This window comes from Pseudomonas sp. C7.1 (genome assembly GCF_056312395.1).
In genome coordinates this window covers 2,255,333-2,272,135 of record NZ_JBWDTL010000003.1, presented here as the reverse complement: position 1 = coordinate 2,272,135, position 16,803 = coordinate 2,255,333, and the positions used below count along the sequence as shown (strand labels likewise).

The following is a 16,803-nucleotide window of genomic DNA, read 5'->3' as shown; positions in this document are numbered from 1 at the left end:
TTTCAGCTCTCCACGAAGGCTTCGAACAGGCCGAGGGGCAGCGGCACATCCAGCAGGTAATCAAACAAGCCGTACAGCAGTACACCCATCAACACGGCGCTGATGGCGCAAGGTAGTGGGCGACCGGTAAACAGCAGACCAAGGGCGAAGGTGGCCAGCGTGGTGCTGATGACGAAGCCGAGCACTTCGAACAGCAGCGCATAGGCCAGCAGCGTCAGTACGCACAGCACAGCGCGTATAGCAGCGCGGGTATTCAGCGTCTCTTCAAGCTGGCCGGGCTTGAACACCAGCCACAGGCTGCCAGCGGCCATAAGGCTCAGCAGCAGCAACGGATAGGCGCGCGGCCCGACCGGGTCATAGGCAAAGGGTGCCTGGAAGCCCCAGGCAATGACGGCGAGAACGGCGCAAAACAGCAGCCAGCTCGCGGCGAACAGGCGAACGTACATGGCGGATTACCTAGTCGAGGGTCAGGGAAAGACCGTGGAACCGTAGGATGGGTTGAGCGCAGCGATACCCATCAATAGGGGGCTGGGCGATGGGTATCGCGATGCTCAACCCATCCTACGAATGCGGCGTGGCCGCTTATTGCATCAAACCGAACTCGCCAGCCAGCGCCTTGTATTCTTCAACTTGCTTAAAGACCAAGGCTTTCAGCTCGTCGCCAGTCACCGAAAGCGGCAGTAGGTCGCGCTGTTCACGCAGGGTGGCGAAGTCTTCACGGGCAAGCAGGCTGTCGAACTGCTGTTTCCACCAGTTGTACTGCTCATCGCTGACCTCTGGACCCATGTAGAAGCCACGGATTACCGGCCAGCTGATGTCATAGCCCTGTTCCTTGGCGGTGGGGATATCGGCCAGCTTGCCTGGCAGACGCTCATCGGAGAGTACGGCGAGGATGCGGACTTTCTTCGCTGCCAACTGCGGGGTGACTTCACCCAGGCCGCTGGAGGTGGCCTGCACATGGCCGCCGAGCATGGCAGTGAGGGTTTCGCCGCCGCCTTCAAAGGCCACGTAACGCAGGTTTTTCGGGTCGATACCCGCCAGACGGGCGATCAGCGCAGTTTGCATCCAGTCCTGGCCGCCGATGGTGGCGCCAGCGCCGAAGACGATGCTCGATGGATCTTTCTTCAGCGCTTGTACCAGTTGATCGAGGTTCTGGTAGGGCGAGTCGGCGCGTACGGTGATCGCGCCGTAGTCGGTGCCCACGGCAGCCAGCCAGCGCACGCCGGTTTCGTCGTAACGGCCGAACTTGCCTTGCGCCAGGTTGAGCAGGGAACCGCTGGAGAACGCGGTGATGGTGCCTGGATCATCGGCACGTTGGGCAATTACGGCGTTATAAGCCACCGCGCCGACACCGCCGGGCATGTAGGTGACGCGCATCGGTTTTTTCAGCAGGCCGCTGTCTTTCAGGCCACTCTGGGCCAGCTTGCAGGTCAGGTCGAAGCCACCACCGGGCTTGGCCGGGGCGATGCATTCCGGGCGCTTGGGTTCGGCGGCCAGCAACTGGCCGGCAAAGGCCATGCAGGCGGTGGCCAGGGCGATGCGGGTAAAGGCAGTTTTCATGGGGTATTCCTCTGAGCTCTTATTGTTTACCAGATCGGCAGGGTGTAGCCGACGATGACGCGGTTCTCGTCCGCATCGCGGGCGAAGTCGTTGATCTGCACAAAGTTGACCAGAAACGGGGCGCTGCCATCGATGTAGGCGTAACCGGTGTCGCCGCTCATGTGCTGAAAGCCCAGGCCCAGGGGCTGGCTGGTGAGCAGGTCGAAGAAGTGCTGTCGGCGACACAGTCGGCGTGGGCAGCGGGGGCGAGCAGTGCGGTGGTGATTGCCAGGCTAAGCAGATGAGCAGGCGCAAGTGCCTGATGAGATGCAGTCGGCATCCTGTGGTCTCCATTGTTGTTTTTGTCACGGCTGCGCACCACTGCGTCAGCCGTTCAGGTCGGTGGATCGAGCCACCTGAAACCGATGCTAGGGCCGCAAGCTTTCACCAGGCTTTCAGTTTGAAAGAAAAGTGCAGGGACGTTCGTAGCAGCCCTTGCCCCGTTACACTGGGCGCATAACAACAAGTTCGTGGAGTGCCATTACCGTGCGAATTCTGCTGGTCGAAGATCATGTGCAACTGGCGGCCAGCGTGGCCCAGGCATTGAAAAGTGCCGGCTGGACGGTTGACGTGCTGCATGACGGCGTGGCCGCCGATCTGGCCCTGAGCAGCGAGGATTACGCCTTGGCGATTCTCGATATCGGCCTGCCGCGCCTGGACGGGTTTCAGGTGCTGGCGCGCCTGCGTGAGCGTGGCAATACCCTGCCGGTGCTGATGCTCACCGCCCGTGGCGAGGTTAAGGATCGTGTGCATGGTCTTAACCTAGGCGCCGACGACTACCTGGCCAAACCCTTTGAATTGAGCGAGCTAGAGGCGCGGGTCAAGGCGCTGCTGCGCCGTACCGTGCTCGGTGGCGAACGCCAACAGCGCTGCGGCAATTTGCTGTATGACCTGGATACCCGGCGCTTTACCCTGGCCGATACTCTGCTGACCCTGACCTCCCGCGAGCAGGCGGTGCTGGAAGCGATGATCGCCAGGCCTGGCAGGGTGATGAGCAAGGAGCAGCTGGCTGCCCAGGTGTTTGGTCTGGATGAAGAGGCCAGTAGCGATGCCATCGAAATTTACGTGCATCGCCTGCGCAAGAAGCTCGAAGGCGGTGGGGTGCGCATCGTGACCTTCCGTGGTCTGGGTTATCTATTAGAGGCAGTCGGTGACTGAGGGTTGGAGACAGTCGGTGACTGAGCGCGACAAACCCGGTGAAAACCAGCCGGGTAGCCTGCGCGGACGGCTGATTCTCCGCCTGGCACTGTTGCTGGCGCTGATTCTGCTGGTCAGCAGCCTGAGTGCCTACTGGAGCGCCCGGCATGCTGCCGATACCGCCTATGACCGCACCCTGCTGGCCTCGGCACGGGCGATTGCCGATGGGTTGTACACCACCGCAGAACAGCTAAATGCCAATGTGCCTTATGTAGCGCTGGACACCTTTGCCTATGACAGTGCCGGGCGCATCTACTACCAGGTGCTGGATGTGCAGGGTGCGCTGGTGTCCGGTTACGAAGACCTGCCGCCACCACCACCCGGCACCAAGCGCACCGAGGATTACCCGGCGCTGGCGCGCTTCTACGATGCCGAATACCGCAACCAGGGCGTGCGGGTGGTCAGCCTGCTGCAGCCAGTCAGTGAGCCGGGAGTCAATGGCGTGGCGGAAATTCGCGTGGCGGAAACCCAGGGCGCGCGTGAACGCATGGCCCGCGAGCTGTTGCTCGGCACCCTGCTGCGCATGGGCGTGCTGTCGCTAAGTGCCTTGCTGTTGGTGTGGCTGGCGGTAAGCGCTGCGCTGCGCCCGCTGGAGGCCCTGCGCCGCAGCGTAGCGGCGCGTACCAGCGACGATTTGCAGCCCTTGTCGGATGTCGGCATGCCGCGCGAGTTGCGCCCACTGATCGATGCACTGAACCAGTTTAATGATCGACTGCGCAACCTGTTCGAGCGCCAGTCGCAATTTATCGCCGATGCCTCCCATGAGCTGCGCACCCCACTGGCGGCGCTTAAGGCGCGGGTCGAGCTGGGCTTGCGCGCGCAGGAACCGGAAACCTGGCGCAGCACCTTGGAAGAAGCGGCGCAGAACACCGACAAACTGACCCATCTGGCCAATCAATTGCTCTCGCTGGCGCGTATCGAAAGCGGTGCGCGGGCGATTGCCGAAGGCGGCGCGCAGCGTTTGGATCTCAGCCAGCTGGCGCGTGAACTGGGCATGGCGCTGGCGCCCCTGGCCCATGCGCGGGGTATTGCTCTTGCTTTGGAGGCAGAGCAGCCGGTGTGGGTCAGCGGTGAGCCGACCTTGCTTAACGAGCTGCTGTGCAACCTGCTGGATAACGCCCTGGCGCACACTGCAGCCGGCGGTACTGTGATTCTGCGGGTCTTGCCGGCCAGGGTGCTGGAGGTTGAAGACGACGGCCCGGGGATTCCCCCAGAAGAGCATCAGCGAGTGTTTGCGCGCTTCTATCGGCGCAGCAATAAGGGCTCAGGGGCGGGATTGGGTTTGGCGATTGTTGGCGAGATCTGCCGTGCGCATCAGGCCGAAATCAGCCTACACCAAGGCCAGCCACAGGGTTTGCTGGTGCGTGTCGCGTTCGCCAGCGCGGACGCTTGAATCAAGGCGCCAGGCTGAGCGGTCGCTGGATTTCCAACAGGTACTGGGCGATCTTGCCGCTTTCGCGCAGTTGCGCGAGGCCCTGATTGAAGCGGGCGATCAGCTCGGCATTGCCGGGTACTTCCCGCGAGAGCAGCAGGTGCAAGCTGTCGCTGCGCAGGGGTTTGGGGTGAAAGCTCAGTTGCGCGCGCTCGGCGGCGCTGAAGTGCTGGTGTAGCGTGTCGAAGCCAACCATCTTGTCCACCGGGAATAGATCGACGCGGCCAGCAATCAGTTGGCGAAATGCAGTTTCATCACTGGTCACTCGGTTGACCCGCAGCTGCCCGCTGGCTTCGGCTTGCTGAAAGGCCTCACCGTAGTCATAGCCACGGGTGCCGACCAGGCGCTGACCCTGCAGGTCGGTCACCTGTTGCCAGTCAAAGTTGTAGCCCTTGCGGTGGAACAGGTAGTAACCGCTTTCCATCACCGGGTCGCTGATAAAGAATTTCGCTTCACGCTCGTCGCTATGCAGCCATACCGCGCTGCCGTCGCGTTTGCCGCGCTCGGCCAACTGCAGAGAGCGCGCCCAGGGGTGGAACTCCCAGGCCACGTTGATCCCTTGCAAGGCAAAGGCCTCGGCGACGATACGCGAGGCGACACCCTTGTGCGGCAGCTGTTCGCCCAGATAAGGCGGCCATTCACCGTTGGTCAGGCGCACCTCTTGCGCAGCGGTAAAACCTGCGCAAAACAGGCTGAGCAGGCTGAGCAGGGTGGATAACAGCAGAGTACGCATGAGCCGTATGCCAAGTACGGGGGCTGTGTTCAGGCTAGTCGCATTCGGCTGCATGCGCGTGAAGGGCTCTACTGGAGCATGCTCATGGCGGCTTCCATGGCAGCGGAAAGGTCTTCGTCTTCGTTCAGGTCCTGGCTTGGATCAAGGCCAAGCTTGGCGAACGCCGGGATCTGGCTCCAGTCCAGTTTGGTGTAGGGGTGCTCGCTGCCGATGTAGCTCTGCAGGGTGGCGACCTGGACTATATCGACATAGTCGACCTTGGCGCTGTCGCGGGTAAAGTCCAGGTACTGGCCGGGCACCATGGCGATCAGCTCGGGGAATTCCCAAGTGCGCAGAATCTTGTCACCGATGATCGGGTGGATCTGCTCAATTACGTGGTTGAGGCTGATAGAGTCGGCCAGTAGCTCGTTGTGCTCTTCGGCGTAGGTGAGGATCGGCAGCACGCCGATCTGATGCACCAGGCCGGCAAGGGTCGCCTGGTCCGGCAACAGGCGGGTGTAGTGCTTGCATAGAACGTGGCAGATGCCGGCGATTTCCGTGCTTTTGTTCCACACTTCACGCATTTTTCGGTCAACCACATCACTGGTGGCCTGGAACATCTGCTCCATCGCCAGGCCCGTCGCCAAGTTACAGGTGTAGTTGATGCCGAGGCGGCCGACGGCCATCTGCAGGTCGGTAATTTCCTTGTTGGTGCGCAGCAGTGGGCTGTTCACCACTTTGATAATGCGCGCGGTCAGGGCTGCGTCATTGCCGATCACTTTGCTCAGCTGCGGGATGCCGATGTCCGGGTCCTCTGCCGCCTCGCGGACTTTCAGCGCGACCTCTGGCAGGGTCGGCAGTACCAGTTCATCGTTCTCGATGGCCTGGATCAGTTCCTTTTGGACTTTCTCGGCAAGCTTGCTCATGGGCAATTCTCTTTAGGCGGTCAGGCAGTAGTAATAAGTGTAGTAAGTGCTTAGCGCTGTATTTCGCGGTCTGAATCCAGTGTATACGGCAAATCGAGCACGCTCAGCGTGCTGCCATCGGCAGAGCCCAGGTGAACAACGCCATTCAGCGCGGCTTCGTCCTGCAGCACGGCGAGCAGTTCGACGCCAGCCTGGCTGCGCGCCGCCAGCACCACTTCGCCGACGCTGGACGCATGCGTGGGCGAAAACAGCGCCGTGGCCGGCTCTGGTACTTGGCTGTCATGCAGCTGCAGGCGATACAGGCGGCGTTTGAGTTTGCCCAGGTACTGCATGCGCGCAACGATTTCCTGGCCGGTGTAGCAGCCTTTCTTGAAACTCACACCGCCCACTGCTTGCAGGTTGATCATCTGCGGAATAAACAGCTCGCGGGTCGTGCCCATAACCTGGCCGATCCCTGCGCGCACTTGTGCGAGTAGCCAGTCATTTAGTGGTGCTTGCGGCAGTTGTGCTGCGATCTGAGCTTTCACCGCATCGGCCTGGGCTGCCGGTATCCAGAGTTCGGCGCGGCCATCGCTCAGGCGCAGGGCCAGCAATTCATTGTTGCGAGCGACGCTGTCGACGACTTCTGCGAGCTGCAAACCAAGGCTGCGCAGGGCCTCATCGCCGCCACTCAGGCCGATACGCAGCCACTCATGGCTTTCATCGGTGAGTTTGGATTTGCTGAAGACGGCGTATTTTTTCAGGTCAGTCAGTTGCGCTTCCAGCAAATCGCTGGCCATCGCCAGCAAGTAGCCGTCACTCACGCTGAGGATGCGAAAGCTCGACTGCATGCGACCCTTGGGGGTGCAGCGTGCGCCCAGGCTGGAGTGGCTGTCGCTTAGGTAGTTGAGGTTGCAGGTGACCTGGCCCTGGAGGAACTTGTTGGCGTCCGGGCCGCGCACGGCGAGGATGCCTTCGTGGCTGAGGGTGCAATAAAACGCGGTATCGGCCATGGTGGATTAGCTATCGCTGGATAAAAGTTAGGGGGCTTATCATAGAGCGCGCCTCGCGGCTTGTCAGTGCTTGCGGCTGCTTCGCTTGAGGGTATTGCCTGGTCGGGTGATGTGTACGGTCAACAGAGGCGTCTTTCATCGGTATACTGCGCGCCTTATTTATGGCCTGTCATTCGTGGCGGCCACCCTTCGGGCCGTCGCTGAGCGACGCTAAAAATGGCTCCATGCCATTTTTTCAAGGAGCATCCCCATGGTCGACTCGGTTGAACTTAATCGCCTGTTTTGGCACAGCCGCCGTGGCATGCTGGAGCTGGATGTGCTGCTGGTGCCGTTCGTCAGAGAGGTGTATCCGCACCTCGATGAGGCTGACCGCGAGCGTTATCGCAAGCTGCTTGAGTGTGAAGACCAGGATATGTTTGGCTGGTTTATGCAACGCAGCGAGCCAGAAGATGCCGATCTCAAGTACATGGTTCGGATGATTCTGGACCGTGTCCAGCCCAAGTGAGGTCTTCGACTGTCAGTGGCAGCCTTCACGGCAGCTGCTGGTTTGCTATGCCCTGATCCAGAGCTTGGCGCTGCTCAGTCTGGCGTTGGTGGATATCCCGCTGTGGGCGCGTTTGCTCGGGATTGGCTTCTGCCTCGCCCACGCCGCTTGGGTGTTGCCACGGCATCTGCTGTTGAATGCGCCGCAAGCCTACCGGGCCCTGCGCTGCACGGCCGATGGTTGGCAGGTGCACAGTACGGCGCAGGGCTGGCAGGCCATTGAGTTACACCCCGATAGCCTGGCCTTGCCGTTGATTGTGTTGCTGCGCTTTCGTCTGATTGGGCAGCGCCGTGTGCGTTCAGTCTGCATCGCCCGCGACAGCTTGGCGCGGGATCAGCATCGACGCTTACGGGTGCGGTTGAAATTCAGTCGCCATAGGTGGGCGGCAGCAGAATAGTGTCCTTGGCCTCGGCCAGCTGCTGTGGGTAGTCCAGGGTGTAATGCAGGCCGCGACTTTCGTGGCGCAGCATGGCCGAGCGGATCATCAGTTCGGCGACTTGGGCAAGGTTACGCAGCTCGATCAGGTCGCGGCTAACCTTGTAGTTACTGTAAAACTCGTGAATTTCGTCGAGCAGCAGGCGCACCCGATGCTCGGCACGCTGCAGGCGCTTGTTGGTGCGCACGATGCCGACGTAGTCCCACATAAAACGCCGCAGTTCGTCCCAGTTGTGCGCAATGATCACGTCCTCATCCGAGTCGGTCACCTGGCTGGCATCCCAGCTGGGAAGGTTGCTCGGCATGCTGACCTGTTCCAGCTGGGCGATGATGTTCTGCGCCGCCGAGCGGGCATAGACGAAGCATTCCAGTAGCGAGTTGCTGGCCATGCGGTTGGCCCCGTGCAGGCCGGTAAAGCTGGTTTCGCCGATGGCATACAGGCCGGGCACGTCGGTGCGGCTGTTCTGGTCGACCAACACGCCGCCGCAGGTGTAATGCGCGGCCGGTACCACCGGAATCGGCTCTTTGGTGATGTCGATGCCGAAGTCCAGGCAGCGTTCATACACGGTGGGAAAGTGCGATTTCACAAAGTCAGCCGGTTTATGGCTGATATCCAAAAATACGCAGTCGATCCCCAGGCGCTTCATCTCATGGTCGATGGCGCGGGCGACGATATCTCTTGGTGCCAGTTCGGCGCGCTCATCGAAGCGTGGCATAAAGCGTTCGCCATTGGGCAGCTTGAGCAGTGCACCTTCGCCGCGCAGCGCCTCGGTGACCAGAAAACTCTTGGCTTTGGGGTGGTACAGGCAGGTCGGGTGGAACTGGTTGAACTCCAGGTTGCCGACCCGACAACCGGCACGCCAGGCCATGGCGATGCCGTCGCCGCAGGCGCCATCCGGATTGCTGGTGTAGAGATAAACCTTGGCCGCGCCGCCAGTGGCGAGAATTACAAAGCGCGCGCTAAAGGTGTCGACCTCGCCAGTGCTGCGATTGAGCACATATGCGCCCAGACAGCGTTGGCCCTCCAGGCCGAGTTTGCGCTCGGTGATCAGGTCGACGGCGACGCGCTGCTCCAGCAGTTCGATATTGCTGCGCTGTCGGGTTTGTTTCAGCAATGTGTTGAAGATCGCCGCGCCGGTGGCATCGGCCGCGTGAATGATGCGCCGATGGCTGTGGCCGCCTTCACGAGTCAAGTGGAACTCGAAGCCGCCGTCCTCGCGAGCAGTCTGATCGTCGCGGGTAAAGGGCACGCCCTGGTCGATCAGCCACTGGATGGCTTCGCGGCTGTGCTCCACGGTGAAACGTACAGCATCTTCGCGGCACAGGCCGCCGCCGGCATTGAGCGTATCCTCGACATGCGATTCGATAGTGTCGGTATCATCCAGCACCGCCGCCACACCGCCCTGTGCCCAGTAGGTCGAGCCGTTGGACAGGTTGCCCTTGCTCAGTACGGCTATACGCAGGTGTTCAGGCAGCGTGAGGGCCAGGGTTAGGCCTGCTGCACCGCTACCGATAACCAGAACGTCGTGTTGGTAATGTTGTGTCATGTCCGAATTCCGCGAAAGGCGGCCCCTGGGGTCTGTTTCCGTTTCGTTCGCGCCCGCGAGGAAGCGGGAACAGACCCTAGTATATAGAGGGGCTGGGCGGCACAATAGCTAGCTTATGACCAACTGCGTTGCTCAGGAACTTTTTAAGTGCTTTGGGTTCCATAGGCGGTTGTTTAGATGGGAATTTGGCCTGTGTCAGGCGGCGTTGCAACGGGCCTGCGGTTTTTGCCTAGCCGGCGGGCAAACCAGACTACAAGCGCAGCAGTGGAGTCCCTTTGCTGCGCTGTTCCGTGCAGGATTTTTAAGTGTTCTGCAGGACGCATGTTTGAAGGAGAGAACTTTTGCGCAATACCCCAGTCTACTTTGGCAGACCGAGTAAAGGGTTGGTGTTGCGCTCCTTCAGACCTAATGAGGAGTTTTCATGCTAACCCAGGAAGATGATCAGCAACTGGTCGAGCGCGTACAGCGTGGCGACAAGCGTGCATTTGATCTATTGGTGCTCAAATATCAGCACAAGATTCTCGGGTTGATCGTGCGTTTTGTGCATGACACCCATGAGGCACAGGATGTTGCGCAGGAAGCCTTCGTTAAGGCGTACCGGGCGTTGGGTAATTTCCGTGGTGACAGCGCGTTCTACACTTGGCTGTATCGCATCGCCATCAACACGGCAAAGAATCATCTGGTATCACGTGGTCGGCGCCCGCCAGACAGTGATGTAAGTGCTGAGGATGCCGAGTTCTACGACGGCGACCATGCCCTCAAGGACATCGAGTCGCCGGAGCGCGCGTTGTTGCGCGATGAGATCGAAGCCACCGTACACCGCAGCATTGAGCAGTTGCCTGAGGATTTACGCACGGCCCTAACCCTGCGTGAATTTGATGGTCTGAGTTACGAGGATATTGCCAGTGTCATGCAATGCCCGGTTGGTACTGTGCGGTCGCGAATTTTCCGGGCGCGTGAGGCCATTGATCGATCCCTGCAGCCGTTGTTGCAGGACACCTGAGACAGCGCCGTCAGTCAAGAGAGGAACCGCCATGAGTCGTGAAACCCTGCAGGAATCGCTGTCCGCAGTGATGGATAACCAAGCGGATGAACTTGAGCTAAGGCGAGTGTTGGCTGCCAGTGATGACCCTGAGCTGCGTGCAACCTGGTCGCGTTATCAGATCGCTCGGGCAGTGATGCATAAAGAGCTGCTGGAGCCGCGTCTGGACATTGCTGCTGCTGTGTCCGCAGCTCTGGCTGATGATGTCGCGCCGGTTGCACCTCAGGTGCAGCGTGGTCCTTGGCGCACTGTGGGTCGCCTGGCTGTTGCTGCTTCGGTTACCGTGGCGGTGTTGGCGGGTGTGCGCTTATATAATCAGGATGACATTACTGGTGTGCAGCTGGCTCAGCAGTCCAATCAGCCAGTGTTGAGTATTCCCCAGGTCAGCGGGCCGGCTATGCTGGCAGGCTTCAATACCTCCGCAGAGCAAGCTGCTCCAGCGGCCAGCGCCGTGGGTCAAGGTCAGCCGGGCTGGCATGAGCAGCGTCTGCCGGCCTATCTGCGCCAACACGCACAACAAGCCGCTATGAGCACCAGTGAAGGTGCACTGCCTTATGCGCGCGCGGCCAGTTTGGAAAATCGTTAACGGTCCGTTGTTAAGGAGTCGCATGCGCTTTGTTTCTTTAGGCGTTCTGTTACTGGGTAGCTGGCTGGCGCTGCCGGCAGTTGCCGATGAGGGGCGGGCCTTGCTGTTGCGTTTGGCGGATGCTGAGCGCACACAGAGTTTTCAGGGCACCTTTGTTTACGAGCGTAACGGTAGCTTTTCGACGCACAGCATCTGGCATCGGGTTGGCGAGGGTGGTGCGCAACGCGAGCGCCTGTTGCAACTGGATGGTTCCGCGCATGAAGTGTTGCGCGTTAATGGTCAGGTGCAGTGCGCCAGTGGTGCATTGGCTGACCAATTGATCGACAGCCAGCTATGGCCCGCTCGGGCACTGGATGCCGAGCAGCTGGGCGAGTGGTATGAACTGCGTGTGCTCGGTAAGTCCCGCGTGGCGGGGCGAGCTACCAGCATATTGGCGCTGGTGCCACGAGATCAGCATCGCTATGGCATTGAGCTGCACCTCGATCAGCAAACCGGCTTGCCGCTCAAGTCCTTGCTGGTAAACGACAAGGGGCAGTTGCTTGAGCGCTTCCAATTTACCCATCTACAAACCGAAGCCCCCGCAGCCACTAACCTTGAGCCTGGTGCAGGGTGTCGGCCGGTGCGTTTGCCTACCGCGCAGAGTGAAGCGGTCGAGGCCTGGCGTTCAGATTGGCTGCCACCAGGTTTTAGCCTGAGTTCGGTTACCCAGCGTCGCAGCCCTGCATCGGATGAGCCTGTCGCCTGTCAGGTGTATGGCGATGGCCTGGCGAGTTTTTCGGTCTTTATGGAGCCGCTGCGTGGCGCGGCAGTTGAGGATGTTCGCACTCAGCTTGGCCCGACTGTCGCTGTTTCACGCCGACTGAAGACAGAAGATGGCGACGTTATGGTCACCGTAGTCGGTGAAATACCTTTGGGCACGGCCGAGCGAGTGGCTTTGTCGATGCGTTCGGCAGCCGAGGTGGCGCAGTGATTGAAGAGCAGGGGCGAGTCGTGGCGGTTGAGTCCGGCGCTGTCTGGGTCGAAACCCTGCGCAAAAGCACTTGCTCCAGTTGCTCAGTTAAAGCCGGTTGCGGTCAGGGTTTGCTTGAGCAGCTCGGGGCAAGCGGTCGTCGTGGTTATGTGCGTGCGCTGTCTGATCTGCAGCTGAGTGTTGGCGATGCGGTCATAATCGGTGTGCGCGAGGATTTGCTGGTGCGCGGTTCGCTGCTGGTATATTTGCTGCCGTTGCTCGGGTTGTTTGCTGCGGCTGTGCTGGCTGAGCAAATGGGTTTGAGTGAGCCCTGGGTGATACTCAGTGCGCTGTTTGGTTTTTTGTTTGCCTGCTGCGCAGTGCGCTGGCGCAGCCGTCTTACGGCCGGTGATCCGGCGTTGCAACCTGTGGTGTTGCGTGCATTGCTTGGCGGTGCCGTAACAGCGTTTTAAGACTTTTGCTGGCCTGATGGGGAGTTGTATGTCTAAGCCTGGTCTGAAATCTTCATTTACTGCTTTGTTTGCCGTGCTGCTGATGGGGCAGGCTCTGTTTGCTCAGGCAAGCCTGCCGGATTTCACCGAGCTGGTTGAGCAAGCGTCACCGGCGGTCGTCAATATCAGTACCCGACAGAAGGTGCCGACTCGCGCAGTGGCCGGCAACGGTCAACTTAATATGCCTGACCTGGAAGGCATGCCGCCGATGTTTCGCGAGTTCTTCGAGCGCAATATCCCTCAGGTGCCGCGTGCGCCTGGCGGTGGTCGTCAGCGTGAGGCCCAGTCGCTGGGGTCGGGTTTTATCATTTCCGCCGATGGCTACGTACTGACCAATAATCATGTGATTGCCGATGCCGATGAAATCATCGTGCGCCTGTCGGACCGCAGTGAGCTGGAAGCCAAGCTGATCGGTACTGATCCACGTAGCGATGTTGCGCTGCTTAAGGTTGAGGGCAGTGGCCTGCCAATCGTCAAGCTGGGGAAGTCGGAAGAGCTGAAAGTCGGTGAGTGGGTTTTGGCGATAGGTTCGCCATTCGGCTTCGACCATTCGGTGACCGCCGGGATTGTCAGCGCCAAAGGCCGCAGCCTGCCGAACGAGAGTTATGTGCCGTTTATCCAGACTGACGTGGCGATCAATCCGGGTAACTCCGGCGGCCCGCTGTTCAATCTGGCCGGCGAAGTGGTGGGTATCAATTCGCAGATTTTCACCCGCTCCGGCGGCTTTATGGGTTTGTCGTTTGCCATCCCCATGAGTGTGGCCATGGATGTTGCCGATCAGCTCAAGACTGAGGGCAAGGTCAGCCGTGGTTGGTTGGGTGTGGTGATTCAGGAAGTGAATAAGGATCTGGCCGAGTCCTTTGGTCTGGAAAAGCCAGCCGGCGCCTTGGTAGCGCAGGTGTTGGAGGAGGGGCCGGCTGCCAAGGGTGGTTTGCAGGTAGGTGATGTGATTCTCAGCCTGGATGGCAAGCCGATCATCATGTCCGCCGATCTTCCGCATCTGGTCGGTGCGCTCAAGCCAGGCTCCACCGCTGAGCTGGATGTGGTGCGTGATGGCGCGCGCAAGAAGCTGAAGTTGAGCATTGGTGCGCTGCCTGAAGACGGTGAAACCTTGGCCGGTACTGCTGCGCCAGGGGTTGAGCGCAGCAGTAACCGCCTGGGCGTCAAGGTGGTTGAGCTGACTGCCGAGCAGAAGAAAAGCCTCGACCTTAAGGGTGGTGTGGTGATTTCCGAAGTGCAGGATGGCCCTGCGGCGCTGATTGGTCTGCGTCCGGGTGATGTGATCACCCATCTGAACAACCAGGCGATCAATTCGGCCAAGACCTTTACCGAGGTGGCGCAGGCGCTGCCGAAGAATCGTTCGGTGTCGATGCGCGTACTGCGTCAGGGGCGCGCCAGTTTCATCACCTTCAAGCTGGCCGACTAACGGCATTGCTTGGCTAAAAGGGCGACTTCGGTCGCCCTTTTGCATGCGGTTCTTTTGCCCGGCGGCGCGGTGCGGCCTTGATGACGTGCAAGGTGGCTTTCGGGTACACTTCGCGGCTATTTTCGGCGGGCAGTCGCCTGCGACCTTTTTGAGTGTTGATCCGTGAGTGATTTGAGTCATATCCGCAATTTCTCCATCATCGCCCACATTGACCACGGCAAGTCGACCCTGGCCGACCGGTTTATTCAGATGCGTGGCGGCCTGGCCGACCGTGAAATGGAGGCCCAGGTACTGGACTCCATGGATCTGGAGCGCGAGCGCGGGATCACCATCAAGGCGCACAGCGTCACGCTGTATTACAAGGCCAAAGACGGCATCACCTACCAGCTGAACTTTATTGACACCCCAGGGCATGTCGACTTCACCTATGAGGTCAGCCGTTCCCTGGCGGCCTGTGAAGGCGCGCTGTTGGTGGTCGATGCCGGTCAGGGCGTGGAAGCGCAGTCGGTGGCTAACTGCTACACCGCTATCGAGCAAGGCCTTGAGGTCATGCCGGTGCTGAACAAGATCGACCTGCCTCAGGCTGATCCGGACCGGGTCAAGGAAGAGATCGAGAAGATTATCGGCATTGATGCCACCGATGCCGTGACCTGCAGCGCCAAAACTGGCTTGGGCGTCGATGAAGTGCTTGAGCGCCTGGTGCATACCATTCCTGCGCCGACCGGTGATATTGAAGCGCCGCTGCAGGCGTTGATCATCGATTCCTGGTTCGATAACTACCTGGGTGTGGTCTCGTTGGTGCGTGTGCGCCACGGTCGGATCAAGAAGGGCGACAAGGTGCTGGTCAAATCCACTGGCAAGGTGCACCTGGTCGACAGCGTTGGCGTGTTCAACCCCAAACACACTGCCACGGTAGACCTCAAGGCCGGTGAAGTGGGCTTTATCATCGCCAGCATCAAGGATATTCACGGGGCGCCGGTGGGCGATACCCTGACCCTGGCGGCCACGCCTGATGTGGAAGTGTTGCCCGGTTTCAAGCGTATCCAGCCGCAGGTGTATGCAGGCTTATTCCCGGTCAGTTCCGAAGATTTCGAAGATTTTCGTGATGCGTTGCAGAAGCTGACGCTGAACGATTCGTCGCTGCAATATTCGCCGGAAAGCTCTGATGCCTTGGGCTTTGGCTTCCGTTGCGGCTTCCTCGGCATGCTGCACATGGAAATTATCCAGGAGCGCCTGGAGCGCGAATACGACCTGGACCTGATCACCACCGCGCCGAGCGTAATCTTCGAAGTACTGCTCAAGACCGGTGAGACGATCTACGTCGATAACCCGTCCAAGCTGCCGGATATTTCCTCGGTTGAGGACTTCCGTGAGCCGATCGTGCAGGCCACCATTCTGGTGCCGCAAGAGCACCTGGGTAACGTAATTACCCTGTGCATCGAGAAGCGCGGTGTACAGCGCGATATGCAATTTCTCGGCTCGCAGGTTCAGGTTCGCTATGACCTGCCGATGAACGAGGTGGTGCTCGATTTCTTCGACCGCCTGAAGTCCACCAGCCGTGGCTATGCCTCGCTGGATTACCACTTTGATCGCTACCAGTCGGCCAATCTGGTCAAGCTGGATGTGCTGATCAATGGCGACAAAGTGGATGCGCTTGCCCTGATCGTGCACAAGGACAACGCCCACTACAAAGGTCGTCAGTTGACCGAGAAAATGAAAGAGCTGATTCCACGACAGATGTTTGACGTGGCGATTCAGGCTGCAATAGGTGGGCAGATCGTTGCGCGGACCACGGTCAAGGCGCTACGCAAGAACGTATTGGCCAAATGCTACGGTGGTGACGTCAGCCGTAAACGCAAGCTGCTGGAAAAGCAGAAGGCCGGTAAGAAACGCATGAAGCAGGTCGGTAACGTGGAAATTCCACAGGAAGCCTTCCTCGCTGTGCTCAGGTTGGATAGTTAAGGTCCTATGTCGATCAATTTCCCGCTGTTACTGGTTATCGCCGTCGCCGTTTGTGGCGCGCTGGCGCTGTTCGACCTGATCTTTCTGGCCCCGCGCCGGCGAGCGGCCATCAGCACTTACCACGGCCAGGTCAGTGAGCCTGATGAGGCAGTGGTGACGCGCTTGAACAAAGAGCCGCTGCTGGTGGAGTACGGTAAGTCGTTCTTCCCGGTGCTGGCAATTGTGCTGGTGCTGCGCTCGTTTCTGGTCGAGCCCTTCCAGATTCCATCCGGCTCGATGAAGCCGACTCTGGAAGTGGGGGATTTTATTCTGGTCAACAAGTTCGCCTATGGCATTCGCCTGCCGGTGCTGGACACCAAGGTGATTGACGTGGGCGATCCACAGCGTGGCGATGTGATGGTGTTTCGTTATCCAAGCGATCCAAACATCAACTACATCAAGCGCGTGGTGGGCCTGGCCGGTGACCGTATTGCCTACAGCAGCGATAAGCGCCTGACCATCAATGGCCAGTCAGTGGCTCAGCAGTTGATTGGTGATGAGCCTGGCAGCCTGGGCAGTGCGGCGTTGTATAGCGAAAAACTCGGTGAGGCCGAGCACCAGATACGTAAAGAAATGCAGCGCTATCGGGTTGAGCCTGGCCGCGAATGGGTCGTGCCGCAAGGGCATTACTTTATGATGGGCGACAACCGCGACAACTCCAACGACAGCCGCTACTGGAATGATCCAGCCATCCCCAAGCCGCTGCTGGGCATGGTGCCGGACCAAAATATCGTCGGCAAAGCCTTCGCCATCTGGATGAGCTGGCCGGACCCGAAGTCGCGCAACCTGCCGAACTTCTCCCGCGTAGGTCTGATTTACTGACCTGCTGACGAATTTGCGACGCTGTTAAATGCAGCGTCGCAGGCTATATATAGTCTTGCCTCCAGCCGTAATGGCTTTCAC

The 16,803-nt window shown here is 59.7% G+C and carries 18 protein-coding genes and 1 pseudogene; 11 read left to right on the top strand and 8 right to left on the bottom strand.

Translation table 11 applies throughout. The features are described from left to right. Positions 1–2: 2 nt before the first annotated feature. The 4 genes and pseudogenes from AC0T4W_RS14130 to AC0T4W_RS14115 form a co-directional block, all read right to left on the bottom strand. A complete protein-coding gene (locus AC0T4W_RS14130) occupies positions 3–446 on the bottom strand; it encodes a tripartite tricarboxylate transporter TctB family protein (RefSeq protein ID WP_476319879.1) in 444 nt (147 codons plus the stop codon). Positions 447–582: 136 nt separating this feature from the next. Then, a complete protein-coding gene (locus AC0T4W_RS14125; RefSeq protein WP_476319876.1) occupies positions 583–1,560 on the bottom strand; it encodes a Bug family tripartite tricarboxylate transporter substrate binding protein in 978 nt (325 codons plus the stop codon). 65 nt (positions 1,561–1,625) lie between these two features. After that, positions 1,626–1,736: pseudogene (locus AC0T4W_RS14120) on the bottom strand (OprD family outer membrane porin); the annotation flags it as partial. After that, on the bottom strand, positions 1,718–1,879 hold the full coding sequence (locus tag AC0T4W_RS14115; protein WP_476319874.1) for a hypothetical protein: 162 nt from the start codon (positions 1,877–1,879) through the stop codon (positions 1,718–1,720). The gene AC0T4W_RS14115 and the pseudogene AC0T4W_RS14120, both read right to left, overlap by 19 nt. A 206-nt stretch (positions 1,880–2,085) precedes the next feature. On the opposite strand from AC0T4W_RS14115, the gene AC0T4W_RS14110 reads away from it, so the two are divergent. After that, complete coding sequence (locus tag AC0T4W_RS14110) at positions 2,086–2,757, top strand: response regulator (protein ID WP_476319872.1); 672 nt, start codon at positions 2,086–2,088, stop codon at positions 2,755–2,757. A gap of 16 nt (positions 2,758–2,773) precedes the next feature. After that, the gene (locus AC0T4W_RS14105; RefSeq protein WP_476319870.1) at positions 2,774–4,189 is read left to right on the top strand and encodes a sensor histidine kinase; all 1,416 of its coding nucleotides are present in this window, start codon (positions 2,774–2,776) and stop codon (positions 4,187–4,189) included. A gap of 1 nt (position 4,190) precedes the next feature. Here the strand turns inward: AC0T4W_RS14105 and AC0T4W_RS14100 are convergent, their stop codons facing one another. The 3 genes from AC0T4W_RS14100 to ygfZ all read right to left on the bottom strand — a co-directional run bounded on the left by AC0T4W_RS14100 (position 4,191) and on the right by ygfZ (position 6,858). Then, positions 4,191–4,961, bottom strand: coding sequence for a substrate-binding periplasmic protein (locus tag AC0T4W_RS14100; protein WP_476319868.1), 771 nt, complete (start codon positions 4,959–4,961; stop codon positions 4,191–4,193). A 68-nt stretch (positions 4,962–5,029) separates the two neighbouring features. After that, entirely contained in the window at positions 5,030–5,866 is an 837-nt protein-coding gene (locus AC0T4W_RS14095; protein ID WP_476319866.1) for an HDOD domain-containing protein, read from the bottom strand. A 50-nt stretch (positions 5,867–5,916) separates the two neighbouring features. Then, positions 5,917–6,858: a CAF17-like 4Fe-4S cluster assembly/insertion protein YgfZ gene (gene ygfZ, locus AC0T4W_RS14090; RefSeq protein WP_476319864.1), complete on the bottom strand. Its 942-nt coding sequence runs from the start codon at positions 6,856–6,858 to the stop codon at positions 5,917–5,919. Between the two features lie 250 nt (positions 6,859–7,108). Here ygfZ and AC0T4W_RS14085 point away from each other — a divergent pair, with 250 nt between their 5' ends. Further along, on the top strand, positions 7,109–7,363 hold the full coding sequence (locus AC0T4W_RS14085) for an FAD assembly factor SdhE (protein WP_476319861.1): 255 nt from the start codon (positions 7,109–7,111) through the stop codon (positions 7,361–7,363). Further along, complete coding sequence (locus tag AC0T4W_RS14080) at positions 7,347–7,799, top strand: protein YgfX (protein WP_476319859.1); 453 nt, start codon at positions 7,347–7,349, stop codon at positions 7,797–7,799. The genes AC0T4W_RS14085 and AC0T4W_RS14080 overlap by 17 nt, the downstream gene beginning before the upstream one ends. On the opposite strand, the gene nadB is transcribed toward AC0T4W_RS14080, so the two are convergent. After that, entirely contained in the window at positions 7,768–9,384 is a 1,617-nt protein-coding gene (gene nadB / locus AC0T4W_RS14075) for an L-aspartate oxidase (RefSeq protein WP_476319857.1), read from the bottom strand. The two genes, AC0T4W_RS14080 and nadB, sit on opposite strands and share 32 nt — an antisense overlap. A gap of 421 nt (positions 9,385–9,805) precedes the next feature. Between nadB and rpoE the strand changes: the two genes are divergently transcribed. The 7 genes from rpoE to lepB all read left to right on the top strand — a co-directional run bounded on the left by rpoE (position 9,806) and on the right by lepB (position 16,722). Further along, a complete protein-coding gene (gene rpoE / locus AC0T4W_RS14070) occupies positions 9,806–10,387 on the top strand; it encodes an RNA polymerase sigma factor RpoE/AlgU (RefSeq protein ID WP_476319855.1) in 582 nt (193 codons plus the stop codon). Positions 10,388–10,418: 31 nt separating this feature from the next. Beyond that, positions 10,419–11,012 carry a sigma-E factor negative regulatory protein gene (locus AC0T4W_RS14065; protein ID WP_476319853.1) on the top strand — a complete coding sequence of 198 codons (594 nt, stop codon included), beginning with the start codon at positions 10,419–10,421 and terminating at the stop codon, positions 11,010–11,012. Between the two features lie 22 nt (positions 11,013–11,034). Then, entirely contained in the window at positions 11,035–11,982 is a 948-nt protein-coding gene (locus AC0T4W_RS14060; RefSeq protein WP_476319851.1) for a MucB/RseB C-terminal domain-containing protein, read from the top strand. Next, positions 11,979–12,434 (top strand): SoxR reducing system RseC family protein, encoded by a 456-nt coding sequence (locus AC0T4W_RS14055; protein ID WP_476319849.1) that lies wholly within the window; start codon positions 11,979–11,981, stop codon positions 12,432–12,434. The genes AC0T4W_RS14060 and AC0T4W_RS14055 overlap by 4 nt, the downstream gene beginning before the upstream one ends. Positions 12,435–12,516: 82 nt before the next feature. Beyond that, positions 12,517–13,899 (top strand): DegQ family serine endoprotease, encoded by a 1,383-nt coding sequence (locus tag AC0T4W_RS14050; protein ID WP_476323672.1) that lies wholly within the window; start codon positions 12,517–12,519, stop codon positions 13,897–13,899. Between the two features lie 162 nt (positions 13,900–14,061). Beyond that, positions 14,062–15,861: a translation elongation factor 4 gene (gene lepA, locus AC0T4W_RS14045; protein WP_476319847.1), complete on the top strand. Its 1,800-nt coding sequence runs from the start codon at positions 14,062–14,064 to the stop codon at positions 15,859–15,861. Between the two features lie 6 nt (positions 15,862–15,867). Then, positions 15,868–16,722 (top strand): signal peptidase I, encoded by an 855-nt coding sequence (gene lepB / locus AC0T4W_RS14040; RefSeq protein ID WP_476319845.1) that lies wholly within the window; start codon positions 15,868–15,870, stop codon positions 16,720–16,722. Positions 16,723–16,803: the final 81 nt, after the last annotated feature.